Here is a 25,806-nt window from a genome sequence, read left to right as displayed (position 1 = left end):
ACGAGAGAATTAGGCGACGTATGAATCACAATCGAGTGGTGTGTTTCGATTTGGAAATGTGCTGTTGGAGCGAAAATGGTGTAGGAACAACAGGCGAGATCATTGAAGTGGGTCTTGCTGAGATTGATCTCGCATCCGGTACTATCGTGAAGCGCGCACAGTATTACGTTAAGCCAGAGAAAGACGAAGTCTCTCTGTTCTGCGCCGAACTCACGGGTATTACACCGCGTAAAATCGAAAAGCAAGGTCGCCCGCTAGAGTCTGTCATCAAGTCGATGATCAAGAACTTTGGTGGTCCAAATAAGATCTATGCAGCGTGGGGACGTGATGACCTGATCTTACACAAAGAGTGTAAAGAGAAAGGCATTGAACCTCCGTTTAGCGAGTTCTTAAACATTGCAACGCTTTACCGTGTTCAGAATCGCTTGAAAGATAAACGCATTGGTCACCGTGCCGCTCAAGAAGCAAAAAATATCGAGTGGGAAGGTCGTCAGCATTCCGGCTATGTTGACGCGTACAACTTGGCGAAGTTAACGCTGACCATGCTTTAATTATTGCTCTCTATTAGAGCATTGTCTCTTACTTTCAAATCAGCGCTTTTTAGTGCGACAGATGACGGATGCTTAGGCTAATAGAAACGCATTTTTGCTAAATTTTACCAATTACATTTAGTTTCGTTTTAATGAAATCACTGTGGTCAACGTAAAGCAGTTCTGCGGTTTTGCGGATAACTGAATCTTCAAGTGGATCTATCTCTCCATCGGCATGCGCGACTTCCCACATAGCTTTGATCAAATCTATGCGAACTGGCCGCGACAGCTCTCGTAGTTGAGAAGTGAAATCGTACAGAGAAACAGATTGTTCAACTTGAGGCTCAGCTTGCGCCAATAAGTCTTTTGATTCTTCTTCGGTTATGTTCAACAAACGTTGCAATAAGTGAAGCTTGGCTTCTTGCTCTGATTCGTTGATCGCGTGGTCTGCACCTGCGACTTCACATAACAAGCTGGCGATAGCTAGGTTAGGTGAGGCAATGGGCGTTTTACCTAAATCAGAGCCTTCAACTAATTGTTTAAATAACGAGGTAAGTGAGTTAAACATAAGAGCATTCCAGTTATGGTGAATATTATTACTATTGGGCCAACAGAGTGTGATCGCAAGCGTCTTTACTTAAAACTGACATTACGAAGACGCGAGCAATAAGGAACACTTGTTTAGTCAGGCGCTGGAAAACGCGTGACTTTTCCATCACCACTTAACGTCGTAATCGCTTGTGGTTTCCCGTCGCTATCTAACCTGAGTTCACCAATTGCACTGCGGTTTGAAAGGCGATAGAAGGTTTGGTTGTCTGGGCTACGTTTCTCGATTTTTAAGCGCTTACGTTTAGTGAAGTAGTTGAGTACTGAGCGCGGGCTATACAATAGTCGGTCACATACATCGCAGAATTTTAGCAATGGGGCAGGGAACTGATTCTTGATACCACTACAAGTAATTTGGTAGATGTTCGGACTGTTTCGGCGATACCTAAGCTTAATGTCGTAAGCAAAGGAGTAATGCACATCACCTGAAAGCACCACAAAATTGGTTGGCGTTTTGGTGTGAGTAAAGATACTGATGAGGGTGTTAGCACTGCCTGGGTGTGCCATCCAGTTCTCGGCATCAATCACCAGTGGCTTACCCAGTGTGGTCATCATCTTCTGCAGCGTTTCAATGAACTTAACCCCAAACATCGGTGCAGCGGACACAATCACCACTTTCTCTTGATTGATTAACTGATGTTGAAATTCAGTCAGGGCTTCCCAGTCCATCAAACCCGATGGTTTATTCATGCGTGACTCAGAACGCCAACGACGAGTGCGTGTATCCAACACAATCACTTTTGGCGACGTGTTGATGGTGTAGTGCCACTCTTCGAAACGATCCAACATCTCAATGTATTGCTTGTGTCGTGCTGGTTCTAGCTGCCCAATAACTGTCTCAGTAGTGTCTGCCAGTTCAACCGTTTGTTCGCTGTGGTCACTCAGGTCAACATCTTGGCTCACTAATTCGGAGAAAAGCTGTTTGGTTTGTTCCATGAAATCGCGGTTGAAGTTCTCTGGTGCGTTACCCCAACCTTGGCACATCCAATAAGCCGCGAGGCCGTTACCAATCACTTGAGTCGCGAACTGGTTTTGATCGACCGCGTGTTCCCAACCAACCGTAAGGTTCCAATCATCCGTGACATCGTGGTCATCGAAGATCATGTAAGTTGGGATATGAGCGAACAGACGCTGTACTTGTGGCAGGCCAGCGATGAAGTCATTAATGATGATGCTCTCATCACGCCACTGTTGCTGCTCGGCAGGCGTTAATTGTCGTCCACCGTGCATAAAGTCATTTTCGATTAATCGTTCGCGGTTGATGCATTGCCATAGGGTGGGAGACCAAACCAGCAAGTACATCGCGATGAATTCAGACAGCGTGACCAAATGGTTCTCACAATCGGTCGAGCTGAAGATAGGGATCCCATGTTTAGGGAATAACTTATCGAGCAGCGAATCTGACGTGTTGTGGTGTGGCAGTAAATGATCACGTTGGTAAAGATGATACTCGCTACTAAACAGGGCTTCACTACTGCTGATTTTGCTGTCCAGTGAGTCGGTTGGCAAGCTTTCACCGACTAACCCAAGCAGTTGGATTACTTGTTGAATCGCGTCCAATGTTGGACCAGCTACGTGATCGGCATAGATTTGGTCACCGCTCATCATTAGCATATCCGGTCGCTCAACAACAGCTTGGGTGGCGATCTTGTTATCTGCCGCTACTAGGCTGTCTTTGCTTGGGTGATGAGGGTTACGACAAGAGCCATGCAAGATGTAGTCAGCCGTTGTCGATATCTTAAATTCGATTCGAGTGTTGTCATTGTTGGTTCGCTTGTCTGCGTAAACCAAGTGCGGTGCCAGTTCCGTTAATGAACCTTGCTCGGTCTCTATTTGATACTGCAACGGAACGTTGGTTGGAAACTCTCCCTGTAAATGAATCAAGGTTACCCAAGCGTGTGTGCCCACTTGAATCGATTCTTGTTCACCCAGTGGCGACGTAAAGAAAGGCGTTTCTTGCTCTGCATTGAATAATTCGGTTGTACCCGAAAGCGGGGCACTGGTGACTACCCAGAGTACCACCTCAGTTGCGGTGGTTTTTCGTAGAATTGGGCCTGCGAGCAATAAGGGAAGAGTTGATGTCGTCGAGCGTTTCAATGCGGTTCCTAAATCGGTAGCGTTAGTCTTTGAGTTGTCTCGTTTCAAGGCCAAAGGTTTCGAACTCTGGTGTATCAGGCTCGTTAATTTCGAGAGCAGAGATGTCCTGCTCTATCGCTTCAGATTGATTTGCTTCGAGTTCCGTTGTTTCAGCTTCTGTCGTTGCCTGATCTGGCATTTCAGACTCCGTTGCCTCAAGCTCTGTCATTTCAGGCTCTGTTGACTCAAGAACTTCGATAACTTCTGAACTAGAAAGTTCATGGCCCATTAGAAATATTGCCAATAGGGCATCGGCTTTTGTTTTGGTATCGGACGGATCGTCCAGTACTTGTTCGAGTTTTTCTCGAATCATAGCGATTTCGTGTTCGACGAAACCACGGCCTTCATCGTCCCCTTGGTTTTCTTCAGGGGCATTATCAAACTCAAGAAATAGCATGTCGCTATCGAGTCTGGTGTTAACCAAACGCTCAGGCAACCACTCTTCGCCCATGACAATATCTGGATCGGAATCTTGGGATAAGTGGTCTATAATGTTTTGTAATTCTGAGACTTTCACAATACTTTCATTTAACCGAGAATATTCTTCATTGTAACGGTCAAAGTCGATCAAACCTAAAACTAGTTGGCTGGCATGGCCAATAAATGTCTATTCAGTAACACCAAAATTATTACAAAGAGTAATTACACAAGAATGAAGCACAAATTTTCACCGAAGCTCATTTCGTATGGAGCGGTTTTATTGAGTAACGCTTTTCTAGGTAATAGCGTAGCCTGGGCTGCCGAAGAGCAAGAATGGGGCATTGCTGCAATGTTCCGCAGTGCGAGTATTCCCTACGATACATCAGGTGGGGATCAAACCGTCGGTTCTTTTGTTCCGATGCTATTTTTTAAGAATGACTATGTATTTATCGACGGTACTGAAATGGGGGCTTACCTCTATCAGACTGACGACGAAAAATGGTCTCTTAATGCGATATCGCGTATGCGTTTTATTGATATCCCTGCTTCAGAACAAAATGCCATTGAGGGTGATACTGCCGATTTTGGTGCGCAAGTCAGTTATCAGTGGGATGAGCAGTGGAAGCTTGAAACCGAGCTAATGAGCGACAGTGAATACAATTTTCACGGAAATCTACGCGCCAAAGCAAAGTATGAAACGGGCGATTGGGAGTTTACTCCGAGTGCGACACTTCGTTATAAAAGTGCCGATTTCAATAGTGCTTACTATTCAGCCGAAGGCGAGTCGATTGGCGCAGGTATCGATCTTAATGTGGGTGTTGAAGCACGTTACCACGTGGTTTCCAACTTATACCTACTTGGTTCAACCAGTGTCACTCGATTAGACGACAACGCTTATGATTCGTCAGTAGTTGAAGATCGTTATCAAGGTGAACTTTATCTTGGTTTTGGCTTCTTCAATGACAAAGAGAAAGCGCCAAAACCGAAATTGAGTAACGCGCCGTATTTACGTGTCGCGCACGGTTGGGCAACGCCATCGAATATTGGCGAGATTATGAAGTTCAATACTGAGAAAGACGAATACAATAACCAACTGACCTCGTTTTTCTACGGCCACCCGCTAACAGACGAAATCTTTGGTCTCCCGCTGGATATCTACCTAACGCCGGGTATTGCACATCACTGGAGTTCAGACGTTCAATCGAGCAGTACGGAATACATCATTGCGATCAAGGCTTACTACACGTTCAACTGGCCGACACAATGGCGATTTGGTGTCGCAGAAGGTATGTCGTACATTGATTCGATTACCTATATCGAAGGCTCTGAGATGGACCGTAAAGGTTACACTGCAAGCCACTTGTTGAACTACCTAGACTTCTCATTCGATGTAAATGTGGGCGACTTGATTGGTAAGAACGACCTGAACAACTTGTGGTTCGGTTATTCGTTACACCATCGCTCAGCAATCTTTGAAAACGCCTCTCAGTTTGGTCGTATCAAAGGCGGCAGTAATTACAACACCGTTTATTTCCAATATGAGTTTTAACGATTGATTTAGGCGCTGATTGAACCTGAGATAAGAAGCCTGACAGCCACTGTGGAATCGCTGAGTTTTTAAACGTTAGCGTAGTTTTCACATAGCTCTCAGGCTTTTTTATTGAATACTTGTGTTACAATCGCGCGAGTTTATATAAGAGAAAGAATAGGACACGCTGTGACTTCGTCTCCGGAAAAAGCAGACCAAAATAAGCATACTGCGAACAAGCAGAACCATGACGCGAATTCAAACGCGACATCTGACTCCTCTGCTAATCAAGCAAAACAAAACCAAAAATCAAAGCAGCAAGCTCCCAAGACTAGCGCATCTCAAAATAGCCCAGCCTCCCTTCGTAAGGCCTTAAATGAGTGCATGATGCGCGACCGCTTCCGTTTAAGTAAGCGCATCTCTGGTGCAAGCCGCATTAAGAACGAACAATCTAAGCATGCTGTTTTCGATGAAATCGCATTAGACATTGCCAAGTCGATGATGACGGCAACTCAGCGTGCTGCGCAAAAACCAACGATTGAATACCCTGAAATTCTGCCTGTTAGCCAAAAACGCGACGACATTGCGAAAGCCATTGCTGAAAACCAAGTGGTTATCGTGGCGGGTGAAACGGGTTCGGGTAAAACCACTCAGCTTCCTAAGATCTGTTCTGAGCTTGGCCGCGGTCGCTTTGGCCTAATTGGTCACACTCAGCCTCGTCGTCTTGCTGCGCGTTCGGTTGCGAACCGCATTGCTGAAGAGATGGAAACACAGCTGGGTGAATTTGTTGGTTATAAGGTTCGATTCAACGACCAGATTTCTGACAACACTCAAATCAAATTGATGACCGACGGTATTCTACTGGCGGAGATTCAACACGACCGTTTCTTAAACCAGTACGACACCATTATCATCGATGAAGCGCACGAACGTAGCCTGAACATCGATTTCATCATGGGTTACCTGAAAGAGTTGCTGCCAAAGCGTCCTGATCTGAAAGTGATCATTACGTCGGCAACCATCGATCCAGAACGTTTTTCTAAGCACTTCAATAATGCACCAATCATTGAAGTGTCTGGTCGTACTTACCCAGTCGACACACGTTACCGCCCATTAGGGGGTGATGAAAGTGATTCAGACCGTGACCAAATCGAAGGCATCTTTGAAGCGGTTGATGAACTGTGTGATGAAGGGCAAGGCGATATCTTGATCTTCATGAACGGTGAGCGAGAGATTAGAGATACCGCAGATGCATTAAGTAAACGTAACCTACGTGATACTGAGATCGTTCCGCTATACGCGCGTCTTTCGGCGGGTGAGCAGAACCGTATCTTCCAGTCTCATACTGGCCGACGCATCGTGCTAGCGACCAACGTGGCAGAAACCTCGTTAACCGTTCCGGGCATCAAGTATGTCATCGACCCGGGTACGGCGCGTATCAGCCGTTACAGCTACCGCACCAAAGTACAACGCCTACCGATTGAGCCCGTGTCTCAAGCGAGCGCAAATCAGCGTAAAGGTCGTTGTGGTCGTGTTGCAGAAGGTATCTGTATTCGTTTGTACTCTGAGGAAGATTTCGAGTCACGCCCAGAGTTTACTGATCCAGAGATTCTTCGTACTAACCTAGCGTCGGTAATCCTTCAGATGACAGCGCTTGGCTTAGGCGACATTCAAGCATTCCCATTTGTTGAAGCGCCAGATAAGCGCAACATTCAAGATGGTGTAAGACTGCTTGAAGAGCTTGGTGCGATCGCGACCGTTGAACCGTCTGCGAACAAAAACAAGAACCATGGCGACGATAAGAAGAAGCTCACCGCGATTGGTCGTAAGCTGGCGAAGCTGCCTATCGATCCACGTTTAGCGCGTATGGTTATCGAAGCACCACGCAACCGCTGTCTACATGAAGTGATGGTTATTGCGTCTGCACTGTCGATTCAAGACCCGCGTGAACGCCCGTCAGACAAGCAACAATCGTCTGACGACAAGCACAAGCGCTTCTTCGATAAAGAATCTGATTTCATCACGTTTGTGAACCTATGGGATTACATCAAGCAGCAACAAAAAGCGCTGTCGAGTAACCAGTTCCGCAAACAGTGTAAGCAAGATTACCTCAACTATTTACGTATCCGTGAATGGCAAGATGTGTACTTCCAAATTCACCAAGCGATGCGTGAGCTGGATACCAAATTGAACACTGAACCGGGCAGTTACGATGGCATTCACATGTCGCTGCTGTCAGGTCTGCTTTCTCACATCGGTATGAAAGACCAAGAGAAGAATGAATATCAAGGTGCTCGTAACGCACGCTTCCATATTTTCCCTGCGTCTGGCTTATTCAAGAAGCAGCCTAAGTGGATCATGTCTGCTGAGCTGGTGGAAACCTCAAAGCTTTGGGGTCGTGTTATTGCCAAGATTCAACCAGAATGGATTGAACCGCTCGCGAAACACCTGATTAAACGCAGCTACAGCGAACCACATTGGTCGAAGAAGCAAGCGGCGGTAATGGCACACGAAAAAGTGATGCTTTACGGGATCCCAATTGTCCCTAAACGTCTTGTGAACTACGGAGCGATTGACCCAACTATCAGCCGTGAATTGTTTGTACGCAGTGCATTGGTAGAAGGCGAGTGGGAAACCAAGCACACCTTCTTCAAGCAAAACCGCAAGCTACTGCAAGAAGTGGAAGAGCTTGAGCACAAGTCTCGTCGTCGTGACATCTTGATCGACGATGATGAGCTGTTCGATTTCTATGACCAGCGTGTGGGTGAAGAAGCGGTTTCAGGCCGTCACTTCGATACATGGTGGAAGAAGACCAGCCAGAAAACACCTGAGCTGCTTAACTTTGAAAAGTCGATGCTGTTCCGAGGCGATGCTAGCCACGTTACTGATTTGGATTATCCGAACTTCTGGCATCAAAATGGTATCAAGCTGAAGCTGAGCTACCAATTTGAGCCGGGCGACGACAACGATGGTGTAACGGTACACATTCCGCTGCCTATCTTGAACCAAATTGACCAAAACGGTTTTGATTGGCAGATCCCAGGCTTACGTCAGGAATTAGTGATTAGCCTAATCAAGTCGCTACCTAAAACGCTACGCCGTAACTTTGTACCTGCGCCAAACTACGCAGATGCGTTCTTGGCTCGTGTTACACCGTTAGAAGCGCCGCTGTTGGATTCTCTTGAGAAAGAGCTGCGCCGCATGACAGGTGTAGAAGTAGTACGTGATGACTGGAAGTTAGACCAGATTCCAGAGCACTTAAAGGTAACATTCCGTGCCGTGGATCATCGCAAGCGTAAGCTGAAAGAACAGAAAGACCTGCATGAGCTTAAAGAGAGCCTGAAAGACAAGGTTCAAGAAACACTTTCTAAAGTTGCGGATGACGATATCGAGCAGCAAAACCTGCATACGTGGAGCTTTGGTGAGTTACCAAAAGTCTACCAGCAGAAGCGCGGTGGCTACGATGTGAAAGCCTTCCCAGCGCTGGTGGATACCAAAGACAGCGTAGAGATCAAACTGTTCGAAACTGAGCAAGAGCAGATCTCGGCAATGAAATCGGGTCAGCGTCGTTTAATCTTGTTGAACGTGCCATCGCCGATCAAATACTTGCACTCTAACTTGCCGAACAAATCGAAACTTGGCTTGTACTTCAACCCATACGGACAGGTTCTCGATCTTATCGATGACTGTATCGCTTGTGGTATTGACAAGCTGATTGAAGAGAAGGGTGGTTTGGTTTGGGAGCCAGAGCAGTTTGAAGCACTGAAAGAACACGTGCGTGCAGAGCTAGGTGACACCGTTGTTGAGATTGCTCAACAGGTTGAAACCATCCTGACCACGGCATTCAGCATCAGTAAGAAGCTGAAAGGGCGTGTTGATCTTTCTATGGCATTCGCACTTTCTGACATAAAGGCTCAAGTAGAAGGTTTGATTTTTAAGGGTTTTGCCACAGAATGTGGATGGAAACGCTTGCCGGATATTCTACGCTATATGAAGGCGATAGAACGTCGCATGGAGAAGCTGCCTATTGACCCGAACAAAGATCGTTTACACATGATCAAAGTTGAGTCAGTAATGAATGATTACAAAGAGCTGCTGAATAAGGTTCCAAAAGGGATCGCGGTTCCAGAAAACGTAAAAGAGGTGCGTTGGATGATAGAGGAGCTTCGTGTAAGCTTCTTCGCACAGCAGCTCGGTACGCCTTATCCGGTGTCAGATAAGCGCGTTAAAAACGCGATTGATGCTTGCTAAAGGAATAATGCTAGAAGCAATGACAAGGTTTGGGTATAAATCTTGCATGTTGCATTACTAATTGAATAGTTATTACATACAGGGCGACTTGGTGGCAATTTATTACCACTCAAGGCCTGCCACTAGGACGAAAAAGGTCGAATATGAAAAAAACGTTATTGGCACTAGCACTGCTAGGTGCATCTTCAACAGCAATGGCTGATTCTTGGTTGTACGGCGGCGTAATGGGTGGTCAAAACTCATTCGCAGGCGAAGATGAAAACGCAGTTGGCATCCACGTGGGTACAGGCATCCTTCCAATTATCGGTGTTGAAGCGGGTTACTGGGATTTAGGTTCTTTCGACAACGTTAGCTACGGTAACCGTGCTAAGCAAGGTGTTGACGTGAGCACGGCTTACCTAGCGATCAAACCAAGCATCGACTTCGGTCCTCTACACGTATACGCGAAGGGTGGTCTTCACTCTTACGAAGTGAAAGGCGATAACTTCAAGCAAGACGATGTAGACGTAATGTACGCTGTAGGCGCTGAATACTTCATCTTTGGTCCACTATCTGTAGGCGCTAGCTACCAAAACTTCAAAATGAAAGATGACGACTCAGGCGTATTCACGCTAAACGCAACTATCCACCTACTGTAATTAATCAGTAAGGCGATCGTAAATAACGTTCGGTTAGTCGCTAAAGAGTTCGTAAGAATTCATAAAAAATGCCAGCTTAAGAGCTGGCATTTTTGTATCGGTTAAGCGTGTTGTCGTTAATCTGTTCTCTTATAACAGATCACAATGGACGGTTACTTTTTACTGTTTAGAATCTGTTGGATACGCGGGTTCAGTGCTTTGCCATGTTGGCTTTCGTACTCTTCACGTTTTAAATCGTTCAAGTTTTTCACTGAGTTAGCGGCAAGAAGGAATTCTGGTAACTCAGTTTCAAGCATGCCTTTCTCATCTAAACGTTTCGCTTCTAAGTAATACTTCTTGAACAGGCCATCGAGCTTGTTCTCCGCGGTGCGCTTCAAATCGTACAGCTTGTTTTGAATTAGCCACTTTTCAATCTTGTTCACGGCAGTGCGAGACAACACTCGTATACGGCTATCTAGCAGTTCTTCTTCCGTCAAAGAATCCTTTAAGATCCAAAGCTCACCCATTTGTGGCGGCCAGCTATTGCCAAGCTGAATACGCTCGTGGCAGTGCATGAGCACGCGGTTAAGTCCGTCAGAATCAACAGAGTTAGCAAACTCAATGAACTTACCACTTGGCTCACTACCGTATTGGTATTCCCACTGTGTTTCGTACACGCTTAAGAAAGAGCCGAACACATGGATACACCAGTCCGTTAGCTCAAGTTCTGCTGGATCTTGATCAACAACAGGTACTTGCTGAGACGCACCAGCGCTAGCAGCGTTTGGTGTCGCTACTTCAGTGTTCTGCGCTTCAATAACGTCAGGTGCTACGGGATCTTTAGGCAGCACTTCCGGAACAACAGGTGAAGCTGGCTCAGAAGGTTGGCTTTTTGCCTTTTTGAATGAGCTGCTGCCTGAAGCGTTCAGATGGGCTAAGCTTTTGTCGATACCCATTTCCTTGAGCTTGTCCTGCATTTCCTGAATATTGAGAGGTCTTCTGCTGTTGTTGTCTTTCATTTTGCTTCTCGTTAACTAGCCAGTACTGCAGCTTGGATTCAATCCGAGATAATGGCATTAATTCATTGGCTTTGGCTTTATACCAGAGGACAAATTTCTTCCATACTAAACTATGGTCACCGGTCAAACCGGAGAATTTAAACGCTCGTTCTGCCCATGATGGTATCTCTTCTTCATTGAGATCATGAGTAGAAACGGTATTGCTGTTCATTGAGCCTCGGCCTTGTGGACGAGGGGCTTGCTGCATGTTTTGCATCGGTGCTGGAGCTGGCTGAAACTTGGGGGCAGGTGCAGGTGCAGGTGCAGTAGAGTAGACCGGAATACTATTGGTCGGTTGAGCTTCAACCTTAGCCGCAGCTTGCTCTTGCTCAATGAGCATTTTAAAAACGTGGATCTCTTTCTGATCTCGATAATCTACTTTCACTTTATCGAGAAAACCTTGGTCGACTAAACACTTAAGACAGTCAGCTAAACCAAACGTAGAGAGAGCACAAAGTTGACCTGCTGTTTGTAGGCACACATTGGTGTAGCCGAATTCGTCAGCACCGTCTGCAAGCATCAATAAAACAAGCTTTTCTGCTGGGCTAGAAGTATTCACTTGCCAAGCTAAATAAGAATATTTGGCGCTCAATATCGTGTTCTCAAAAAAGGTAAGTCGTTGGCACTATTGTAAGTCACCCCTTACCTAATTTATAGCAACTTAACAGAAAACGGCATTAGTAAGCCAAATATTGACCATAAGGAGAGGTCTGCCCCAAAAAGTAAGCCTGCACTAACTCATTCTCGCGGTTCGTGTTTGGAATCGTCGGGTAACTACCCATCGCAACTTACCGTGCTAGAAAGTAGATTTAGACAACCATTTTACACATAACAGTAGAAAGGCAGGGCTAAATAACAGTTGATGGAGTTCGATGGGCGCTCTCGTTAAGGGGACGTCTCAAATTTAAGATGACTTATATTTAGAATGTTCAAAGTCGCCTTTTTATAAAACGGATCAAACAATGAAATAGACCCACAGGTAGAATGGTTATATTTTTCGAATATCTATAGCCACCGAATATGCATGTAAATTGTGCTGGCGGTATCGACCCTAAGGGATTTATGAACTCATTTAATTGGGATACAAACTTTGAGACAGGCATTGGTGTTGTCGATGAACAGCATCAATACCTTGTCGGTTTTATCAACCATTACGGAAACCTGTTGTCGGAGAATACGATCTCTATCGACGACATGAGCGCTGCTTTACTCGACCTCACACGCTATGCTGAATTTCACTTTAAAGAAGAAGAGTCTTTGATGAGAGAGCGTGGCGTTTATGACTTACACATAGAAGAACACATCAAAGTGCATCGTGTGTTTATGCAAGACATCTACAGCATGCAAGCCTTCATCTTGGAAGAAGATCAAGCGTCAGCACGTCAGTTACTGGACTTCCTCATCCATTGGCTTGCTTATCACATCCTTGGCATCGACCAAAACATGGCGCGACAAGTGGCCGCGATAGAAGAGGGCGCAACACCTCAACAAGCCTTTGAAGCAGAAGAAAAGCAGCAAGACTCTTCAACCATCCCTTTATTAGCCGCTCTCAAAGGCTTATTCGAACAAGTCTCTGAACGAAACAAACAGTTGTTACGTTTCAATCAGGTACTCGAAGACAAAGTCGAGGAACGTACCGCAGAATTGAAACGAGCGAACAAGAAGCTCGAAGAACTCTCGTTAACCGATTCACTCACGAAATTACCTAACCGCCGTTGCGCTTTTAAACAGTTAGCTTTGCATTGGCAAGAATCGAAAGAACTTGGCATGCCTTTGGTGTGCATTATGATCGATGCCGACCACTTCAAGCGCATTAATGACACTTGTGGACATGATGCTGGTGACTTGGTGTTAAAAACCCTTGCGAACGAGCTGAAAAACAGGTTTCGCAACGATGACATTGTGTGTCGATTAGGAGGCGATGAGTTCTTGGTGATTTGTCCGGATACCGATCTTAATGGAGGCATGCACATCGCAGAAACGACGCGACAGAAAGTGTCTGAATTAGAGGTCGAAACCGGCAACCAAGCTTGGATTGGCAGCATCAGTGTCGGTGTGGCTGAAATGACCCAAGAATTCGACACCATGAATGAATTGATTAAAGCGGCTGATGAGTCCGTTTATTTAGCGAAAAACGCAGGGAAGAACAGCGTTTGTTCGATTCAGATCTAGCCTTCAGGTCATTTCCAAATTAAGAAGTGGAACCTGTAATTGTTCCACTTCTTCTTACTCCTCATTAATATCCTGTTAAATTTGCCGTGTTTTTAGTCAATAACTTGTTCTTTTAGCGATTCAATTTGGCATTGGATGCGTGTTTGATTACTATGTGTAGCTATCTAAAAAAACTAATCATCCGATACGGACACTACCAACTGGTAGATGAGGAAATGATGCAACATCTAGAAGAGATCATTGCTAATGCAACGACTGCTATTGATACAGCAGATTCGTTAGTCGCACTTGATGAAGTGCGAGTTCAGTATTTAGGTAAGAAGGGTGAACTAACTCTTCAACTACAAAGCCTAGGTAAACTTCCACCTGAAGAGCGTCGCACTGCTGGTCAAGAGATCAACAAAGCGAAAGGTGCTGTTCAACAAGCGATCGCAGCTCGCAAAGACGCACTACAACGTGCAGAGCTTGAAGCGAAACTAGCTGAAGAAACTATCGATGTGAGCCTACCAGGTCGTCGCATTGAGAACGGTGGTCTTCACCCAGTGACTCGCACAGTTGAGCGTATCGAACAGTTCTTTGGTGAGCTTGGCTTTAGCACTGAGTCTGGCCCTGAGATCGAAGATGCATTCCACAACTTTGATGCACTAAACATCGCAGACGATCACCCAGCTCGTACTGATCACGATACTTTCTTCTTCAACCCTGATCTAATGCTACGTACGCACACTTCTGGTGTTCAAATCCGTACGATGGAAAACGGCAAACCGCCATTCCGCTTCATTGCTCCGGGTCGTGTTTACCGTAACGACTACGATCAAACTCACACGCCAATGTTCCACCAAGTGGAAGGTATGTTAGTTGATGAGAACGTAAACTTCGCACAACTTAAAGGTATTCTTAACGATTTCCTTTGTAACTTCTTTGAAGAAGAAGTTGAAGTGCGTTTCCGTCCTTCATTCTTCCCGTTCACAGAGCCTTCAGCTGAAGTTGACGTGAAACGTAAAGATGGCAAATGGCTAGAAGTTCTAGGCTGTGGCATGGTTCACCCTAACGTACTTCGCTCTGTTGGCATCGACCCTGAGAAATACTCTGGTTTTGCATTCGGTATGGGTGTAGAGCGTCTAACGATGCTTCGTTACGGCGTAAATGACCTTCGTGCGTTCTTCGAGAACGACCTTCGTTTCCTTAAACAATTCAAGTAATCCGGGGCAGTCAAAACTATGAAATTCAGTGAATCTTGGCTACGCGAGTGGGTTAAACCTGCAATTAACAGCGAAGAGCTAGCTCACCAAATCACTATGGCTGGTTTGGAAGTTGACGATGTAGAACCTGTTGCTGGTGAATTCACCGGCGTTAAAGTAGGTAAAGTGGTTGAGTGCGGTCAGCACCCAGACGCAGACAAACTACAAGTTACAAAAATTGATATTGGCGCTGTTGATGCAGACGGTAATAAAGAGCTTTTAGACATAGTATGTGGTGCATCTAACTGTCGTCTTGGCCTAACGGTAGCAGTAGCAACAGTTGGTGCAGTACTTCCTGGTGACTTCAAAATCAAGAAAGCAAAACTACGTGGTGTTCCATCGAACGGCATGCTTTGTTCTTTCTCTGAGCTAGGTATCGACGTAGAGTCAGACGGCATCCTTGAGCTGCCTGAAGGCACAACGCTAGGTATGGACGTACGTGAGCTTCTAGAGCTTAACGACGTAACTATCGACGTAGACCTAACAGCAAACCGCGCAGACTGCTTCAGCATCCGTGGCCTTGCTCGTGAAGTTGGCGTACTAAACCGCGCAGACGTTACAGAGCCAGCAGTTGAAACTGTTGCAACAAGTATTGAAGACACAGTATCTGTTGAAATCAAAGCAGCTGATGCTTGTCCACGTTACCTTGGCCGTGTGGTTAAGAACGTAAACGTGAAAGCGGACACTCCAATCTGGATGCAAGAAAAACTGCGCCGTTGTGGTATCCGTTCAATCGACCCAGTTGTAGACATCACAAACTACGTGATGCTAGAGCAAGGCCAACCAATGCACGCATTTGATCTAGCTAAGATCGAAGGCGGTATCGTGGTTCGTCTAGCAGAGCAGGGCGAAAAGCTAACACTTCTAGATGGCAACGAAGCTGAACTAAACAGCAACACACTTGTTATCGCAGACCACAACAAAGCACTAGCCATCGCTGGTATCTTTGGCGGTCAAGATTCAGGTGTTACTACTGAAACAACAGACGTACTTCTTGAAGCTGCATTCTTCGCACCGGATCACATCCGTGGTCGCGCACGTGCTTACGGCCTTCATACTGATTCTTCTCTACGTTTCGAACGTGGTGTTGATTCAACGCTACAAGCAGCAGCAATGGAGCGTGCAACACAGCTTCTAGTTGAAATCTGCGGTGGTGAAGTTGCGCCAGTAAACGGCAGCGAATCTGAAGCTGATCTTCCTAAAGCAAACGTAGTTGCTCTACGTCGCGCTAAGCTAGACAGCCTACTAGGTCACGAAATCCCATCTACAGACGTAGTGGAAATTCTTACTCGCCTAGGTTGTGAAGTAGAGACTACGGACGCAGGCTGGACGGCAACGTCTCCATCTTGGCGTTTTGATATCGCAATCGAGCAAGACCTAATTGAAGAAGTAGGTCGTATCTACGGTTACGATAACATTCCAAACCAAGCGCCTAAAGCGGCACTTAAAATGAATGACCACAAAGAAGCTAACCAACCGCTTAAGCGCGTTCGTGACCTTCTTGTAGACCGTGGTTACCACGAAGCAATCACATACAGCTTCGTAGAACCAGAACAGCAAAAACTTGTTGTACCTGGTGTTGAGCCGCTAATCCTGCCATTCCCAATCTCTGCGGACATGTCAGCAATGCGTCTTGGCCTAATCCAAGGTCTACTAAACACAGTTGTTCACAACCAGAAGCGTCAACAGTCTCGCGTTCGTCTATTCGAATCAGGCCTACGTTTCATCCCTGAAGCAACTGCTGAAAACGGCATGCGCCAAGAAATGATGCTTGCGGGCGTTATCTCTGGTACTCGTGGCGAAGAGCACTGGGACATTGCAACTAACACTGTAGATTTCTTCGATCTTAAAGGTGACCTAGAAGCCGTTCTTGAGCTTTCAGCAAACGAAATCGCATACAGCTTCAAAGCCCTTTCTTCTGAAGCAAAAGAGCGCAACCCAGCACTTCACCCGGGTCAATCAGCTGTGATTATGGCTAACGGCAAAGAAGTGGGTATCATTGGTACTGTTCACCCAGAACTAGAGCGTAAGTTTGGTCTTAACGGCCGTACTATCGTATTCGAAATCGAATGGGCAGCTATCAACACTCGCGTGCTTCCAGAAGCAGTAGCAGTATCTAAGTTCCCTGCAAATCGTCGTGATATCGCTGTTGTTGTTGACGAAGCAGTTGCTTCTGGCGACATCGTAGAAGCGTGTATCGCAGCTGGTGGCGAATTCCTAACAGACGCGAAACTGTTCGACGTTTACGTAGGTAAGGGCGTAGAAGAAGGTAAGAAGAGCCTAGCTATCGCACTGACTCTACAGTCTGTAGAGCGCACACTAGAAGATGCAGACATCGCTGGTTCAGTAGATGCTATCGTAGCTTCAATCTCAGAGAAATTCGGCGCAGCACTTCGCGACTAATCTCTTCTGAAAGATAGAAAACCAAAGGCCTCGCATTGCGAGGCCTTTTTGTTTATAGGTTAACTGTAATTTAACGAGCCTTTTGTTATTTTTGCTAGCAGTGTTGGATATGTACGTTTTTAGTTAACCATTAAGTCTTAAACCTTGCCCTTTTGCACTAGGTCGATCCGAGACATTTAATATTTTCAGACATATTAAAGTTCTACTTGGTTCCTATAAAGTTGTTCGTTGGGCTAGTGTCTAGGACAAAGTGTGTGTGAGACTGAGCAATTAATCGCGACAGAAACTTGATAGATATTCAATAATAACTACAACTACTTGTTATTATTGATGTTATATGCTTTTCCTATGTTATGCTAATATTCTCTTACATCGTCAATATGATAATTTCTTATGCCAAGTGAAGTGCTACCTTTAGAAGTGGGCCAGGTTTACTCCTTCACCACTATCCGCGAAGGTATTGAACCCATAATTTGTGTTATCAATGGTTTTATGTCGGAGTCAGCAAGTGACGTAGAGGATTGGCTCTCTATTATTGATGTTTTGTATCCAAACAATAAAGTTGTTCATTTTAGTTGGCCTGCTGGAAATCTAAAGAATATGCTTTTTGATGATGAATCAGCAATGAAACCTGGGGTAGCTGCAAGTCTTCTGAGGTCGAACCCACTTGGTTTAGGCGTTTCTGTTGTCATTGACCGGGTAGCCGGTCGATGGCGGAAGTCTTTAAAAAACGCAGAAAAGGCAGGTCAATTCTTAGCGAATCATATTAACCAATCTCAAGAAAAGTTCGTTTTGATGGGGCATTCTTTGGGAGCTCGTGTAAGTTACTATGCTTTAGACGACCTATCTCGTTACGGAGCTATAGAGTCAGCAATATTGTTTGGTGGTGCAATTACTCATACGGGTGAATGGCAAAAGATCTTACAACGTAATAAAGACCTTTGGATATGTAATAACTACAGCCACAATGACAGTGTGCTCAAATTCTTATACAAAGTAGGAACGCTATTTACAAATCGGCCAATAGGTTTAAATAGGATTAAAGCGACTCACCCGCATCTATATAACTTCAATACATCTGAATATGTTTCTGGTCATACCGCTTATAAGAATAGAACGGTTGGGAACTTTCTTGCTTGGAAATTCTCTGAAGTCCAAGAGCTTCAAGCCTTAACTCAACAGTTTATTATAAATAAAGTCGAGCTGAGTAAGCTACAGAATAAAGCCTTAAACAATAACCAGAATTTTACGCAGCAACTAAACACCTTAGACGCAGAACAACAACATTCACTCGATGCAATTAATAAGATTTAATGATGACAACTGAACTTCAAGAAAGACCAATCACCGAGCTTTTACAATGGGCTAAGCAATTCCCAGCTCAGACAGAGCAACTGGCTTATGACATGACTCGTCTGATGCAGGCCACAGAAGAAAATATTAATGATGTCAAAGGCAAACCTTTTTTTAGTCGAGTACTAGAACGTATTACAGGTTCAGACAAAGAAACCCAAATTGAGACAAACCAACAGCTGCTAGATCTGCAAAAATTAACTCAACAACGTTTACTTGATTTACAGCAACAGAACCTCTTAACAGCAGAAGCAATTATAGGTGTTCAAAATAACCTCAGCACCCTCGTAGCTAAAAACGAAGAGACTCAACGTCAAATAACCTTGATGGCCGAACGAGTGCGTGAAAGGTTTCTTGAGATGGAAGAGCGAGTAGGGGTTTTAGAAGTAAACTCTCGTATCCATTCTTGGTTACTGACACTAGAAACCTATGACTATGATGAACGTTATCCTACAGGCTTAAGAACACTTAAAGTGATCCAAGACTTCATAAAAATCAAAGGGAATGAATGGAACCTACAAGAGATTAAGTTTTTACAAAAAGGGCTAAAAGAAGCGGGTTTACCCTGGAAGGAAAAGCTATCAACGGGCAAGTTTATCGATATGCTAGTTGATGAGATAGAAAGCAAAGGCTTTAAAGATTTTGAACAATTACTGCCGCTTAATACCGAAGAAGTATCAGCTAAGTTTGTTAGTGATAATATCTCAGTAGCAACATTTAGTGCCCTGTACCAAATAGCAGATAAGTATCAGCATAGTGCAGATACCATTGAGATTTTGCAAGACTCAATGGATCTTTCAAGAGCAGAAGCAATTCGCATGGTATTAAGAAAGTTCGTTAAAAAACAAGGGGTAGACCTCGACATAGAAATCCCCCTCAAAGATATTGCGATTGAAATATTGAGCTGTACCGCTCTATCTTCACAGCTATCTCATGCAATAGAAAAAACAGAAAAGTCTAACGTTGTGCCTGAGTCTCCCATAGACAGATTAAAAAGAGAGTTCGATAACGGTAATTTAGACTCCGGTGTTACATTGCTTTTTACTTACTCTTCAGAGCTTAATTATGAACAACGTCAAAAGATTAAATCAGCAATATTAGCTTCTAATAAACCAAAACTAATTCACGATGTTGCGTTACATTATCAGTTAAAAATGAAGTCTAATGCATCCGCTTTGGTTTATCTAAAGAAATTAGCTTCTCTAAAGGTTCTCTCAGTTGAGTATGAACAAGCGCTTCATTTCTTAGGAAAAGATGATTCAGCTTATCGAACGATGATACTCAGAGCCAAAGCCCAAGCTTGCCCTTATGCGCATAAGATTGATATTTAGATTATAAAAGTTGCCAATATTCAGGTGGAACATCGGCAACTTTTGGCAAAACACAGCGGAGATAATCAACCTAGCTCTACTTGTTACCTTCCATTTGACCCGTCTACAACTTCACACTATGAAACGTTTAATTCCAAACATCACATTCTTGGTATTCATGGCGCTTGGTAGCTTTAATGCCATGGCTAATGATTCAACAGTTAAGTATGGTATTGCGATATCTCACGATGGTGAGCAAATTGCGTATGGCAAGAGTGGGAGTTGGTATGCGGCGCTTATTGTCATACGTGGCTGGAGCTCACACAGGAAGTTAAACCAAGTCAGCTCTTGCTAATAGCCTCTCAATTTCTCCCACGCTCACTGCTCGATAGTGATAGAATCCCCGCATTAGAAATATCGAGAACCACTATGTTTATCCATCATGTAAACGGCATCGACTGGCTGGTGATTACTGCCTTTGATGAACTGAAACCGATGTTTATCGAAGATGCTGGCCCAATCCCATCGTACTTCTCTATCAACAGTGAATTGAGCCTAATTGACCAAGCCAAGCGCAGCTATGGTTTTTTGCCTACGCTCCGCGGCGTGATCACTGATACTGGCACCTACCAAAGTAAAGATCTTGAAGAAGACTTGAACCCGCAGCTCGCTTGTATTGTTGAAGGGCGTGGCCGCGTGTTCATCTATCACGGCGACTACGTGGCTTTTGTCGATGATGAGCAAACCTTCATCACTCGAATGGATTAAAGCCAGTGAAGTAGGGCAGTTGAAGCTCTAAATAGAAACCAAGGCCTCGCGTTTGCGAGGCTTTTTTGTGAGCGGAGGTTTTCTCGGTACATTGATATCAATTTGCGAGTCATGACGGAATCTTTCATCCATTAACCGTCCTAAAACGGGTGTCTCATAGTTATATAAATGATTCATCAACCACTCACTCTTAGGTAATTAGCTTTGTTTATATTGACCAAAGCTGAACGTACCCAGCGGGTGTTGGTTATTGAAGATAATCACTTTAACCCCGTAACTTAGGATGCCTGTTATGGCTAAGAAAATCATTTTCATTCATGGTCGCGCTCAAAAACCGGACAAAGCGCCACTTCAAGCACTCTGGTACGATGCGATAGAACATGGCTTGTTGAGAGACTATGGGGAGTCAGGTTCATTGCAAGCTTTTAGAAATGTCGATAAACGGTTTGTCTATTACGGTGAGCTTTCAAACTCATTGTTAAGAGAACCTGCGGAAGACCCTGTAAGTCGACAACAAGCCCTATCCGATCTCAAAGCGTACCAAACCAACCAGTTCGACGAAACAACGTATAGCGAAGTATCTAAAATGGGCTTTCTAAAAGAGTCCTTAGCTGATACCTTTTCTGCGATATTGGGGCGGATGGGTGCAGCAGAAACACTCATTACAATGGTCGCACCGGATATGGCGCACTATTGGAATGAAGATACCTACTTTGGTAGCGATGTTCGGCATAGATTAATGCTCGAACTGAAGGAAGCGCTTGATAATCAAGATGACGTAATGATCGTATCGCACAGCCTTGGTTCGATGATCAGTTATGACGTGTTATGGAAGTTATCTCACTACGGAGAATACAGGCACGATTATGGCGCCGACAAGAAGGTAGACCTATTAGTTACGCTCGGTTCACCGCTGGGTGATGAAAACGTGAAAGATAGGCTTAAAGGCAGCCGCCTAAAAGGTGAGAAGAAGTACCCTTTAAACATTCAACGGTGGATAAACCTATCGGCAGAAGATGATTTTATCTCTCACGACAGTAGAATCAAAAACGATTATCAAGAGATGCTTGAGCTGGGGTTAGTACCCGGCGGAATGAAAGACATCTACCCAATTTATAACCTCAACATCCGCAACGGGAAAAGTAACCCGCACGCGTCAATAGGCTATCTTATCCACCCCGAATTCATTGCAGTACTGGATGAATGGCTCTTGAGTTGATTGGTTCTTAACAATACTTAGTTGAATAACAAATACATGAAGACCTCGCGTGTACGAGGCCTTGTTCTTTCAAATTAAATGCTATTCGAGCTTAGCGAAAACTTGGGATAATCGCTGGAACTCCCGGTAGAAGACCAACCAGCGCCATTACGCCACTTAGTACAATAAACATGATGCCAGGCAACACCCAACGGCTCATTTTACTCAGTTCGCCGCTGCGTTCTTTACAACCGACTAAGCCTAAGTTGTCTAACAGCATGGTGAGAGACCAACCAAATGCTGGGTTCACTAGCGCCGATGAAAATACAACAATCGCTGCCGATTGGGTGGTTTTCCCTTCACGTGTCATTTCCATGCCAGCTTCTAGCAATGGAACAAATACCCCAACAATCAGCGCAACACAAAGTACAGGTTGCCAAATAGCGAGATCCATCGGGTAGCCCCAAACTGCGGCGATGATACAGAACAGAGCTGTGAGCAAAGCGCCAGCAGGGATAGGGCGCTTAGCAATCGCCGCCGGTACGATATAAGTACCCCATGAAGACGTAAAGTTAGTACCGCCAAGCAGAGAGCCGAAGGTTTGACGAATTGATGCCGTGGTCATGGTGTCGTCAATGTTCATGTGTACTTTTTCGGTACGTTCTGGATAGCTGATTTTTTGGAATACTTGGTGTCCTAAGAAATCGGGTGACCACATCGCCACGGCCAGAATCGCAAACGGCAATACCACCATGAAGTGTTCAATCGTCGGTAGGCCTAGCATCCAACCTGTATCTTCTCCCCACCAATACATAGGGTTCATGTTAGGTAAGCCTGGCTCAGTGTGGAAAGCAAATGGCGCTCCCATGGCAAATGCAATCGTACCACCCAGTAAGCAGCTAAGAGGTACCGCTAACCAGCGCTTACGGAAGTGTTCCAATAGCGCGTACAAGATAATGGTGCAAAAGATCACCACAAAAGCGATGTGGCTCATGCCGATTCCTTCAGCCCAAGCGAACAGCTTTTTCACTTGAGAGGCGGTTCCAACAAAGCCAAGGTAGAGCAATAAGCCGCCACACACGCCTTTACTGGTGAGGTTAGCTAACATGCTGCCACCTTTACTGATGGCTAAGATGAGGCCAAAAGCACCAATCAACAAGCCAAAGGCCATAGGGTGTCCGCCTGCTGCAACCACAATGGGAATTAAAGGAATGAGTGGGCCGTGTGTACCTGCGAGGTTCGCGGTCGGCAATAGAAAACCAGAGAAAATAATAATGAAAACAGAGGCGATGAGGAGTTCATAACGAACGTTTTCTAGAATGAAGTCTTCATCTAATCCGAGAGCCCCCGCAAAGGTAGCAGCAATCGCGCCCACCATAACAACTTTACCAATGGTCGCGGCCATCGCTGGGATGGTGTCTTCTATCTCGAATCGATAATCTTTAAACGGTAAATTTGGACGCCAGCGTTTAGGCGCCATGATTTGTAATTCATGTTCTAAATATTGGTCGCGGGAATCAAATTCTGATCTTGGTTTGTGTTGTTGTTCATAAGTGAGTTCATCCTCATTGGCTTGAGGCTTATCTGCTTGTAGATGTACGGACTCTAAAGTACTGCTCATGTTGATTCCTTTCGTTCACACTCTGAGGTGTGTTATTCCAACAAACGTTGTTGACTCACGCAGAAGTGCAAACAATGCGTCAACTTATCATTAAAAATTCATTAACATTTAGTTGTTAGTACCTTATACCAAACCAAAAAAAACAAATAGTCTCAGGTAGTTAGACATTAGTCGTAGAGTTAGAGGGCTAATATGAGAAGCTATAAATAGTGTGACTTAGTTTATTTATAGACCAGTGACCTCTATTCATGGCTACACGAAGTGATATGATTTTGCTGAAAGAACTAAAGAACTAAAGAACTAATGAATTAAAGGATGAGTACGATGGCAAAAACGATCTCATTGGTACTGGGTAGTGGCGGCGCGAGAGGCTTGGTTCATGTTGGAATCATCCGTTGGCTGATTGAGCATGGTTATGAGATAAAATCCATCTCTGGCTGTTCAATTGGTGCGCTTATCGGCGGAGTTTACGCCGCGGGCAAGTTGGATGAATTTGAAGAGTGGGTCACCAGTATCGACCAAGGTGATATGGCGATGTTGTTGGACTTTTCATGGCAGTCGAGTGGTATGTTCAAAGGGGACAAGATCATCGACACGCTGCGTGGGCTGATCGGCGAGACTTCAATTGAAGATCTACCTATCCCTTATACCGCAGTTGCGGCTAACGTCGCCGATGAAAAAGAGGTTTGGTTGCAATCAGGATCTCTGTTTGATGCTATTCGTGCCTCTATCTCTTTGCCGCTGTTTTTGACTCCTCACGTTATCAATGGAGAAGTGCTCATTGATGGCGGCGTTCTCAATCCCGTACCGATTGCGCCTACCTTTGGTGATAATACAGACTTTACACTGGCTGTGAACTTAGGGGGTGAACCTGAAATGGTTAAACAGGAAGTGATGCCGGTTTCCCTGCCGACAAAAGAGAGCAAGCTGCATGAGAAGGTTGTGCATTTTATCGATAACCTCGGTAGCAGTGTAAAAAGCAAAATGACCTTCAACTTTGCTTTTTACGATATTGCCAACCAAGCATTTGATGCGATGCAATCGACGATTGCTCGCCAAAAGTTGGCCGCTTACCCCGCCGATATCACGCTTGAGATCCCACGTAATGCCTGTGGCACCTTAGAGTTTTATCGCTCGCAAGAGATGATAGATAGAGGCTACCATTTGGCACAGGCTAAACTGGGCAACCGTCTTTAATGGGCAGGTTACAGCCGTTTTAGATAGCAGATAATGCAAGGGCTTCACTTCAAATGCCTGCCGCCATCAAGGTGCAAGGTTCTTCCTGTCATGTAGTGACTGGTCAACATAAACTTGATGCCCTCTATTATTTCCTCAAAGCCCGCTTCTGCGGGAATAAGAGCTTTCTGCAGCGCTTTGGTTTTGTATGCCTCATCGTCATGGTCATTAAACTTAATCATGGCTGGAGAGAGGGTATTTACTTTAACCTTGGGAGCCAACATTGCTGAAAACGACAACGTCAGGTTGTTAAGTGCAGCTTTACTGGCCGCGTAAGCTATGTGTTTTTTACTGCCTTTTTCCGCAACGTAATCACTGATGTGAATGATGTCTGAAGTTTGATCGCCAGACATCAGTTGATCTTTGAGTGTTAAATTGAACAGATAAGGCACGGTAGCGTGAATCGTCATCATCTGGTGCATGACTTGTGATGCATTCTCACTGGGATCTTTCTTGCTCTCAGGTTTCCAGTCGGATGCGTTATGTATGATGGCTCTGAGTGTCTTATATTCTTGACCAACATAATGAAGAAATTCGTCTAGGCTGCTTTGTTGATAAAAGTCGACTTGCTGCAAATCGGCTCCACTATCGCGCAACAATTTCAGTTGAGGATAGTTGTTGCGGTAGGTGCCAACCACGTTGTATCCATCCGCTAAAAGTTGCTGCGCCAGTGCGAAGCCGAGTCGCTTCCCCACGCCGGTTATTAGTATCGTTTCACTCATCGTAAAAACTCAGCTCTGGTTTGAGGGTTAGTTTTGAAAATACCACCAAGCGCGGTTGTTGAGGTTTCAGAGTTTGCATCCATGACGCCTCTGGATTTAACGCAATAGTGGGTTGCTTTAATCGTCACGGCCACGTTTTCTGTTTCAACGAGAGTTTGAATCGCAACTAAGATCTGCTGGGTAAGACGTTCTTGTACCTGAGGACGCTGAGCAAAGAATCGAACAATACGGTTGATTTTAGACAGCCCAAGAATCTTGTTTTCAGGAATATAGGCCACTTCCGCTAAACCATCGATGGTAATGAAGTGATGTTCGCACGTCGATGTTAAGTTGATGTCTGATACCTTAACCATTTCATCAACGGACATTTTGTTGTCTATAACACTGATTTTTGGGAAGTTATCGTAATCGAGCCCTGAAAAGATCTCGTGAACGTACATTTTTGCAATACGATGAGGTGTTTCGGCAAGGCTATCATCGGTTAAATCCAGTCCCAGCGTACTCACCACTTCCGTTAAAAGCCCTTTGATGCGGTTGTACTTTTGGTCGGGGTTCATTTCACTCGCTGTCATTGGGGTTTCAAGTCCTTTTGCGAGCAAAGCTTCTCTTACTTTTTCGGCTTCTATATTCAGCATG

Annotated in this window: 21 protein-coding genes; 13 read left to right on the top strand and 8 right to left on the bottom strand. The window is 44.9% G+C overall.

Features of this window, described 5'->3' with window-relative positions; genetic code table 11:
- Positions 1-20: 20 nt before the first annotated feature.
- Positions 21-551 (top strand): 3'-5' exonuclease, encoded by a 531-nt coding sequence (locus tag L1D22_RS09120; RefSeq protein ID WP_239829508.1) that lies wholly within the window; start codon positions 21-23, stop codon positions 549-551.
- Positions 552-648: 97 nt separating this feature from the next.
- Here the strand turns inward: L1D22_RS09120 and L1D22_RS09115 are convergent, their stop codons facing one another.
- The 3 genes from L1D22_RS09115 to L1D22_RS09105 all read right to left on the bottom strand — a co-directional run bounded on the left by L1D22_RS09115 (position 649) and on the right by L1D22_RS09105 (position 3,789).
- The gene (locus tag L1D22_RS09115) at positions 649-1,098 is read right to left on the bottom strand and encodes a TerB family tellurite resistance protein (protein WP_239829506.1); all 450 of its coding nucleotides are present in this window, start codon (positions 1,096-1,098) and stop codon (positions 649-651) included.
- Positions 1,099-1,211: 113 nt separating this feature from the next.
- Entirely contained in the window at positions 1,212-3,233 is a 2,022-nt protein-coding gene (locus L1D22_RS09110) for an alkaline phosphatase family protein (RefSeq protein WP_239829505.1), read from the bottom strand.
- Between the two features lie 22 nt (positions 3,234-3,255).
- The gene (locus L1D22_RS09105) at positions 3,256-3,789 is read right to left on the bottom strand and encodes a hypothetical protein (protein ID WP_239829504.1); all 534 of its coding nucleotides are present in this window, start codon (positions 3,787-3,789) and stop codon (positions 3,256-3,258) included.
- Between the two features lie 135 nt (positions 3,790-3,924).
- Here L1D22_RS09105 and L1D22_RS09100 point away from each other — a divergent pair, with 135 nt between their 5' ends.
- From L1D22_RS09100 to L1D22_RS09090, 3 genes are all read left to right on the top strand, one after another.
- Complete coding sequence (locus L1D22_RS09100; protein WP_239829502.1) at positions 3,925-5,241, top strand: MipA/OmpV family protein; 1,317 nt, start codon at positions 3,925-3,927, stop codon at positions 5,239-5,241.
- Between the two features lie 168 nt (positions 5,242-5,409).
- Positions 5,410-9,471 carry an ATP-dependent RNA helicase HrpA gene (gene hrpA / locus L1D22_RS09095; RefSeq protein WP_239829501.1) on the top strand — a complete coding sequence of 1,354 codons (4,062 nt, stop codon included), beginning with the start codon at positions 5,410-5,412 and terminating at the stop codon, positions 9,469-9,471.
- Positions 9,472-9,614: 143 nt separating this feature from the next.
- On the top strand, positions 9,615-10,109 hold the full coding sequence (locus L1D22_RS09090; protein ID WP_239829499.1) for an outer membrane beta-barrel protein: 495 nt from the start codon (positions 9,615-9,617) through the stop codon (positions 10,107-10,109).
- Positions 10,110-10,261: 152 nt separating this feature from the next.
- Here L1D22_RS09090 and L1D22_RS09085 read toward each other — a convergent pair whose 3' ends face one another.
- Positions 10,262-11,044: a hypothetical protein gene (locus L1D22_RS09085; protein ID WP_239829498.1), complete on the bottom strand. Its 783-nt coding sequence runs from the start codon at positions 11,042-11,044 to the stop codon at positions 10,262-10,264.
- A complete protein-coding gene (locus L1D22_RS09080; protein WP_239829497.1) occupies positions 10,965-11,738 on the bottom strand; it encodes a hypothetical protein in 774 nt (257 codons plus the stop codon). Before L1D22_RS09080 ends, L1D22_RS09085 begins: the two co-directional genes overlap by 80 nt.
- Before the next feature lie 470 nt (positions 11,739-12,208).
- Between L1D22_RS09080 and L1D22_RS09075 the strand changes: the two genes are divergently transcribed.
- The 8 genes from L1D22_RS09075 to L1D22_RS09040 all read left to right on the top strand — a co-directional run bounded on the left by L1D22_RS09075 (position 12,209) and on the right by L1D22_RS09040 (position 21,612).
- A complete protein-coding gene (locus L1D22_RS09075) occupies positions 12,209-13,318 on the top strand; it encodes a GGDEF domain-containing protein (RefSeq protein WP_239829496.1) in 1,110 nt (369 codons plus the stop codon).
- Positions 13,319-13,536: 218 nt separating this feature from the next.
- Positions 13,537-14,520 (top strand): phenylalanine--tRNA ligase subunit alpha, encoded by a 984-nt coding sequence (pheS, locus tag L1D22_RS09070; RefSeq protein ID WP_004734764.1) that lies wholly within the window; start codon positions 13,537-13,539, stop codon positions 14,518-14,520.
- An 18-nt stretch (positions 14,521-14,538) separates the two neighbouring features.
- Entirely contained in the window at positions 14,539-16,962 is a 2,424-nt protein-coding gene (gene pheT / locus L1D22_RS09065; RefSeq protein ID WP_239829495.1) for a phenylalanine--tRNA ligase subunit beta, read from the top strand.
- A 393-nt stretch (positions 16,963-17,355) separates the two neighbouring features.
- Entirely contained in the window at positions 17,356-18,276 is a 921-nt protein-coding gene (locus L1D22_RS09060) for a DUF726 domain-containing protein (protein ID WP_239829494.1), read from the top strand.
- Between the two features lie 2 nt (positions 18,277-18,278).
- On the top strand, positions 18,279-19,646 hold the full coding sequence (locus L1D22_RS09055) for a hypothetical protein (RefSeq protein ID WP_239829493.1): 1,368 nt from the start codon (positions 18,279-18,281) through the stop codon (positions 19,644-19,646).
- A gap of 118 nt (positions 19,647-19,764) precedes the next feature.
- Positions 19,765-19,980, top strand: a complete 216-nt coding sequence (locus tag L1D22_RS09050) for a hypothetical protein (RefSeq protein ID WP_239829492.1) — start codon at positions 19,765-19,767, stop codon at positions 19,978-19,980.
- A 74-nt stretch (positions 19,981-20,054) separates the two neighbouring features.
- Positions 20,055-20,393 (top strand): cytosolic protein, encoded by a 339-nt coding sequence (locus L1D22_RS09045; RefSeq protein WP_239829491.1) that lies wholly within the window; start codon positions 20,055-20,057, stop codon positions 20,391-20,393.
- Positions 20,394-20,685: 292 nt separating this feature from the next.
- Positions 20,686-21,612 (top strand): hypothetical protein, encoded by a 927-nt coding sequence (locus tag L1D22_RS09040; protein ID WP_239829490.1) that lies wholly within the window; start codon positions 20,686-20,688, stop codon positions 21,610-21,612.
- A gap of 91 nt (positions 21,613-21,703) precedes the next feature.
- Here the strand turns inward: L1D22_RS09040 and L1D22_RS09035 are convergent, their stop codons facing one another.
- On the bottom strand, positions 21,704-23,212 hold the full coding sequence (locus L1D22_RS09035) for a DUF3360 domain-containing protein (protein ID WP_239829489.1): 1,509 nt from the start codon (positions 23,210-23,212) through the stop codon (positions 21,704-21,706).
- 324 nt (positions 23,213-23,536) lie between these two features.
- On the opposite strand from L1D22_RS09035, the gene L1D22_RS09030 reads away from it, so the two are divergent.
- Positions 23,537-24,409 carry a patatin-like phospholipase family protein gene (locus tag L1D22_RS09030; RefSeq protein WP_239829488.1) on the top strand — a complete coding sequence of 291 codons (873 nt, stop codon included), beginning with the start codon at positions 23,537-23,539 and terminating at the stop codon, positions 24,407-24,409.
- Between the two features lie 44 nt (positions 24,410-24,453).
- Here the strand turns inward: L1D22_RS09030 and folM are convergent, their stop codons facing one another.
- Both folM and folE read right to left on the bottom strand, forming a co-directional pair.
- Positions 24,454-25,170, bottom strand: coding sequence for a dihydromonapterin reductase (gene folM / locus L1D22_RS09025; RefSeq protein WP_239829487.1), 717 nt, complete (start codon positions 25,168-25,170; stop codon positions 24,454-24,456).
- Positions 25,167-25,805, bottom strand: a complete 639-nt coding sequence (folE, locus tag L1D22_RS09020; protein ID WP_239829486.1) for a GTP cyclohydrolase I FolE — start codon at positions 25,803-25,805, stop codon at positions 25,167-25,169. The genes folM and folE overlap by 4 nt, the downstream gene beginning before the upstream one ends.
- Between the last annotated feature and the right edge of the window lies 1 nt (position 25,806).

The sequence above is a fragment of the Vibrio sp. Isolate34 genome, assembly GCF_022397915.1.
Classification (GTDB): domain Bacteria; phylum Pseudomonadota; class Gammaproteobacteria; order Enterobacterales; family Vibrionaceae; genus Vibrio.
This window is presented reverse-complemented; position numbering and strand designations above follow the sequence as displayed.

Bases quoted from the DNA above. Each gene is read 5' to 3' on its own strand.
- L1D22_RS09045 (WP_239829491.1), top strand. From the start codon at position 20,055: ATGTTTATCCATCATGTAAACGGCATCGACTGGCTGGTGATTACTGCC.
- L1D22_RS09050 (WP_239829492.1), top strand. From the start codon at position 19,765: ATGAAACGTTTAATTCCAAACATCACATTCTTGGTATTCATGGCGCTT.
- L1D22_RS09035 (WP_239829489.1), bottom strand. From the start codon at position 23,212: ATGAGCAGTACTTTAGAGTCCGTACATCTACAAGCAGATAAGCCTCAA.
- L1D22_RS09100 (WP_239829502.1), top strand. From the start codon at position 3,925: ATGAAGCACAAATTTTCACCGAAGCTCATTTCGTATGGAGCGGTTTTA.
- L1D22_RS09090 (WP_239829499.1), top strand. From the start codon at position 9,615: ATGAAAAAAACGTTATTGGCACTAGCACTGCTAGGTGCATCTTCAACA.
- L1D22_RS09120 (WP_239829508.1), top strand. From the start codon at position 21: ATGAATCACAATCGAGTGGTGTGTTTCGATTTGGAAATGTGCTGTTGG.
- L1D22_RS09115 (WP_239829506.1), bottom strand. From the start codon at position 1,098: ATGTTTAACTCACTTACCTCGTTATTTAAACAATTAGTTGAAGGCTCT.
- pheS (WP_004734764.1), top strand. From the start codon at position 13,537: ATGCAACATCTAGAAGAGATCATTGCTAATGCAACGACTGCTATTGAT.
- pheT (WP_239829495.1), top strand. From the start codon at position 14,539: ATGAAATTCAGTGAATCTTGGCTACGCGAGTGGGTTAAACCTGCAATT.
- L1D22_RS09055 (WP_239829493.1), top strand. From the start codon at position 18,279: ATGACAACTGAACTTCAAGAAAGACCAATCACCGAGCTTTTACAATGG.
- L1D22_RS09030 (WP_239829488.1), top strand. From the start codon at position 23,537: ATGGCAAAAACGATCTCATTGGTACTGGGTAGTGGCGGCGCGAGAGGC.
- L1D22_RS09060 (WP_239829494.1), top strand. From the start codon at position 17,356: ATGCCAAGTGAAGTGCTACCTTTAGAAGTGGGCCAGGTTTACTCCTTC.
- L1D22_RS09085 (WP_239829498.1), bottom strand. From the start codon at position 11,044: ATGGGTATCGACAAAAGCTTAGCCCATCTGAACGCTTCAGGCAGCAGC.
- folM (WP_239829487.1), bottom strand. From the start codon at position 25,170: ATGAGTGAAACGATACTAATAACCGGCGTGGGGAAGCGACTCGGCTTC.
- L1D22_RS09075 (WP_239829496.1), top strand. From the start codon at position 12,209: ATGAACTCATTTAATTGGGATACAAACTTTGAGACAGGCATTGGTGTT.
- L1D22_RS09040 (WP_239829490.1), top strand. From the start codon at position 20,686: ATGGCTAAGAAAATCATTTTCATTCATGGTCGCGCTCAAAAACCGGAC.
- folE (WP_239829486.1), bottom strand. From the start codon at position 25,805: ATGCTGAATATAGAAGCCGAAAAAGTAAGAGAAGCTTTGCTCGCAAAA.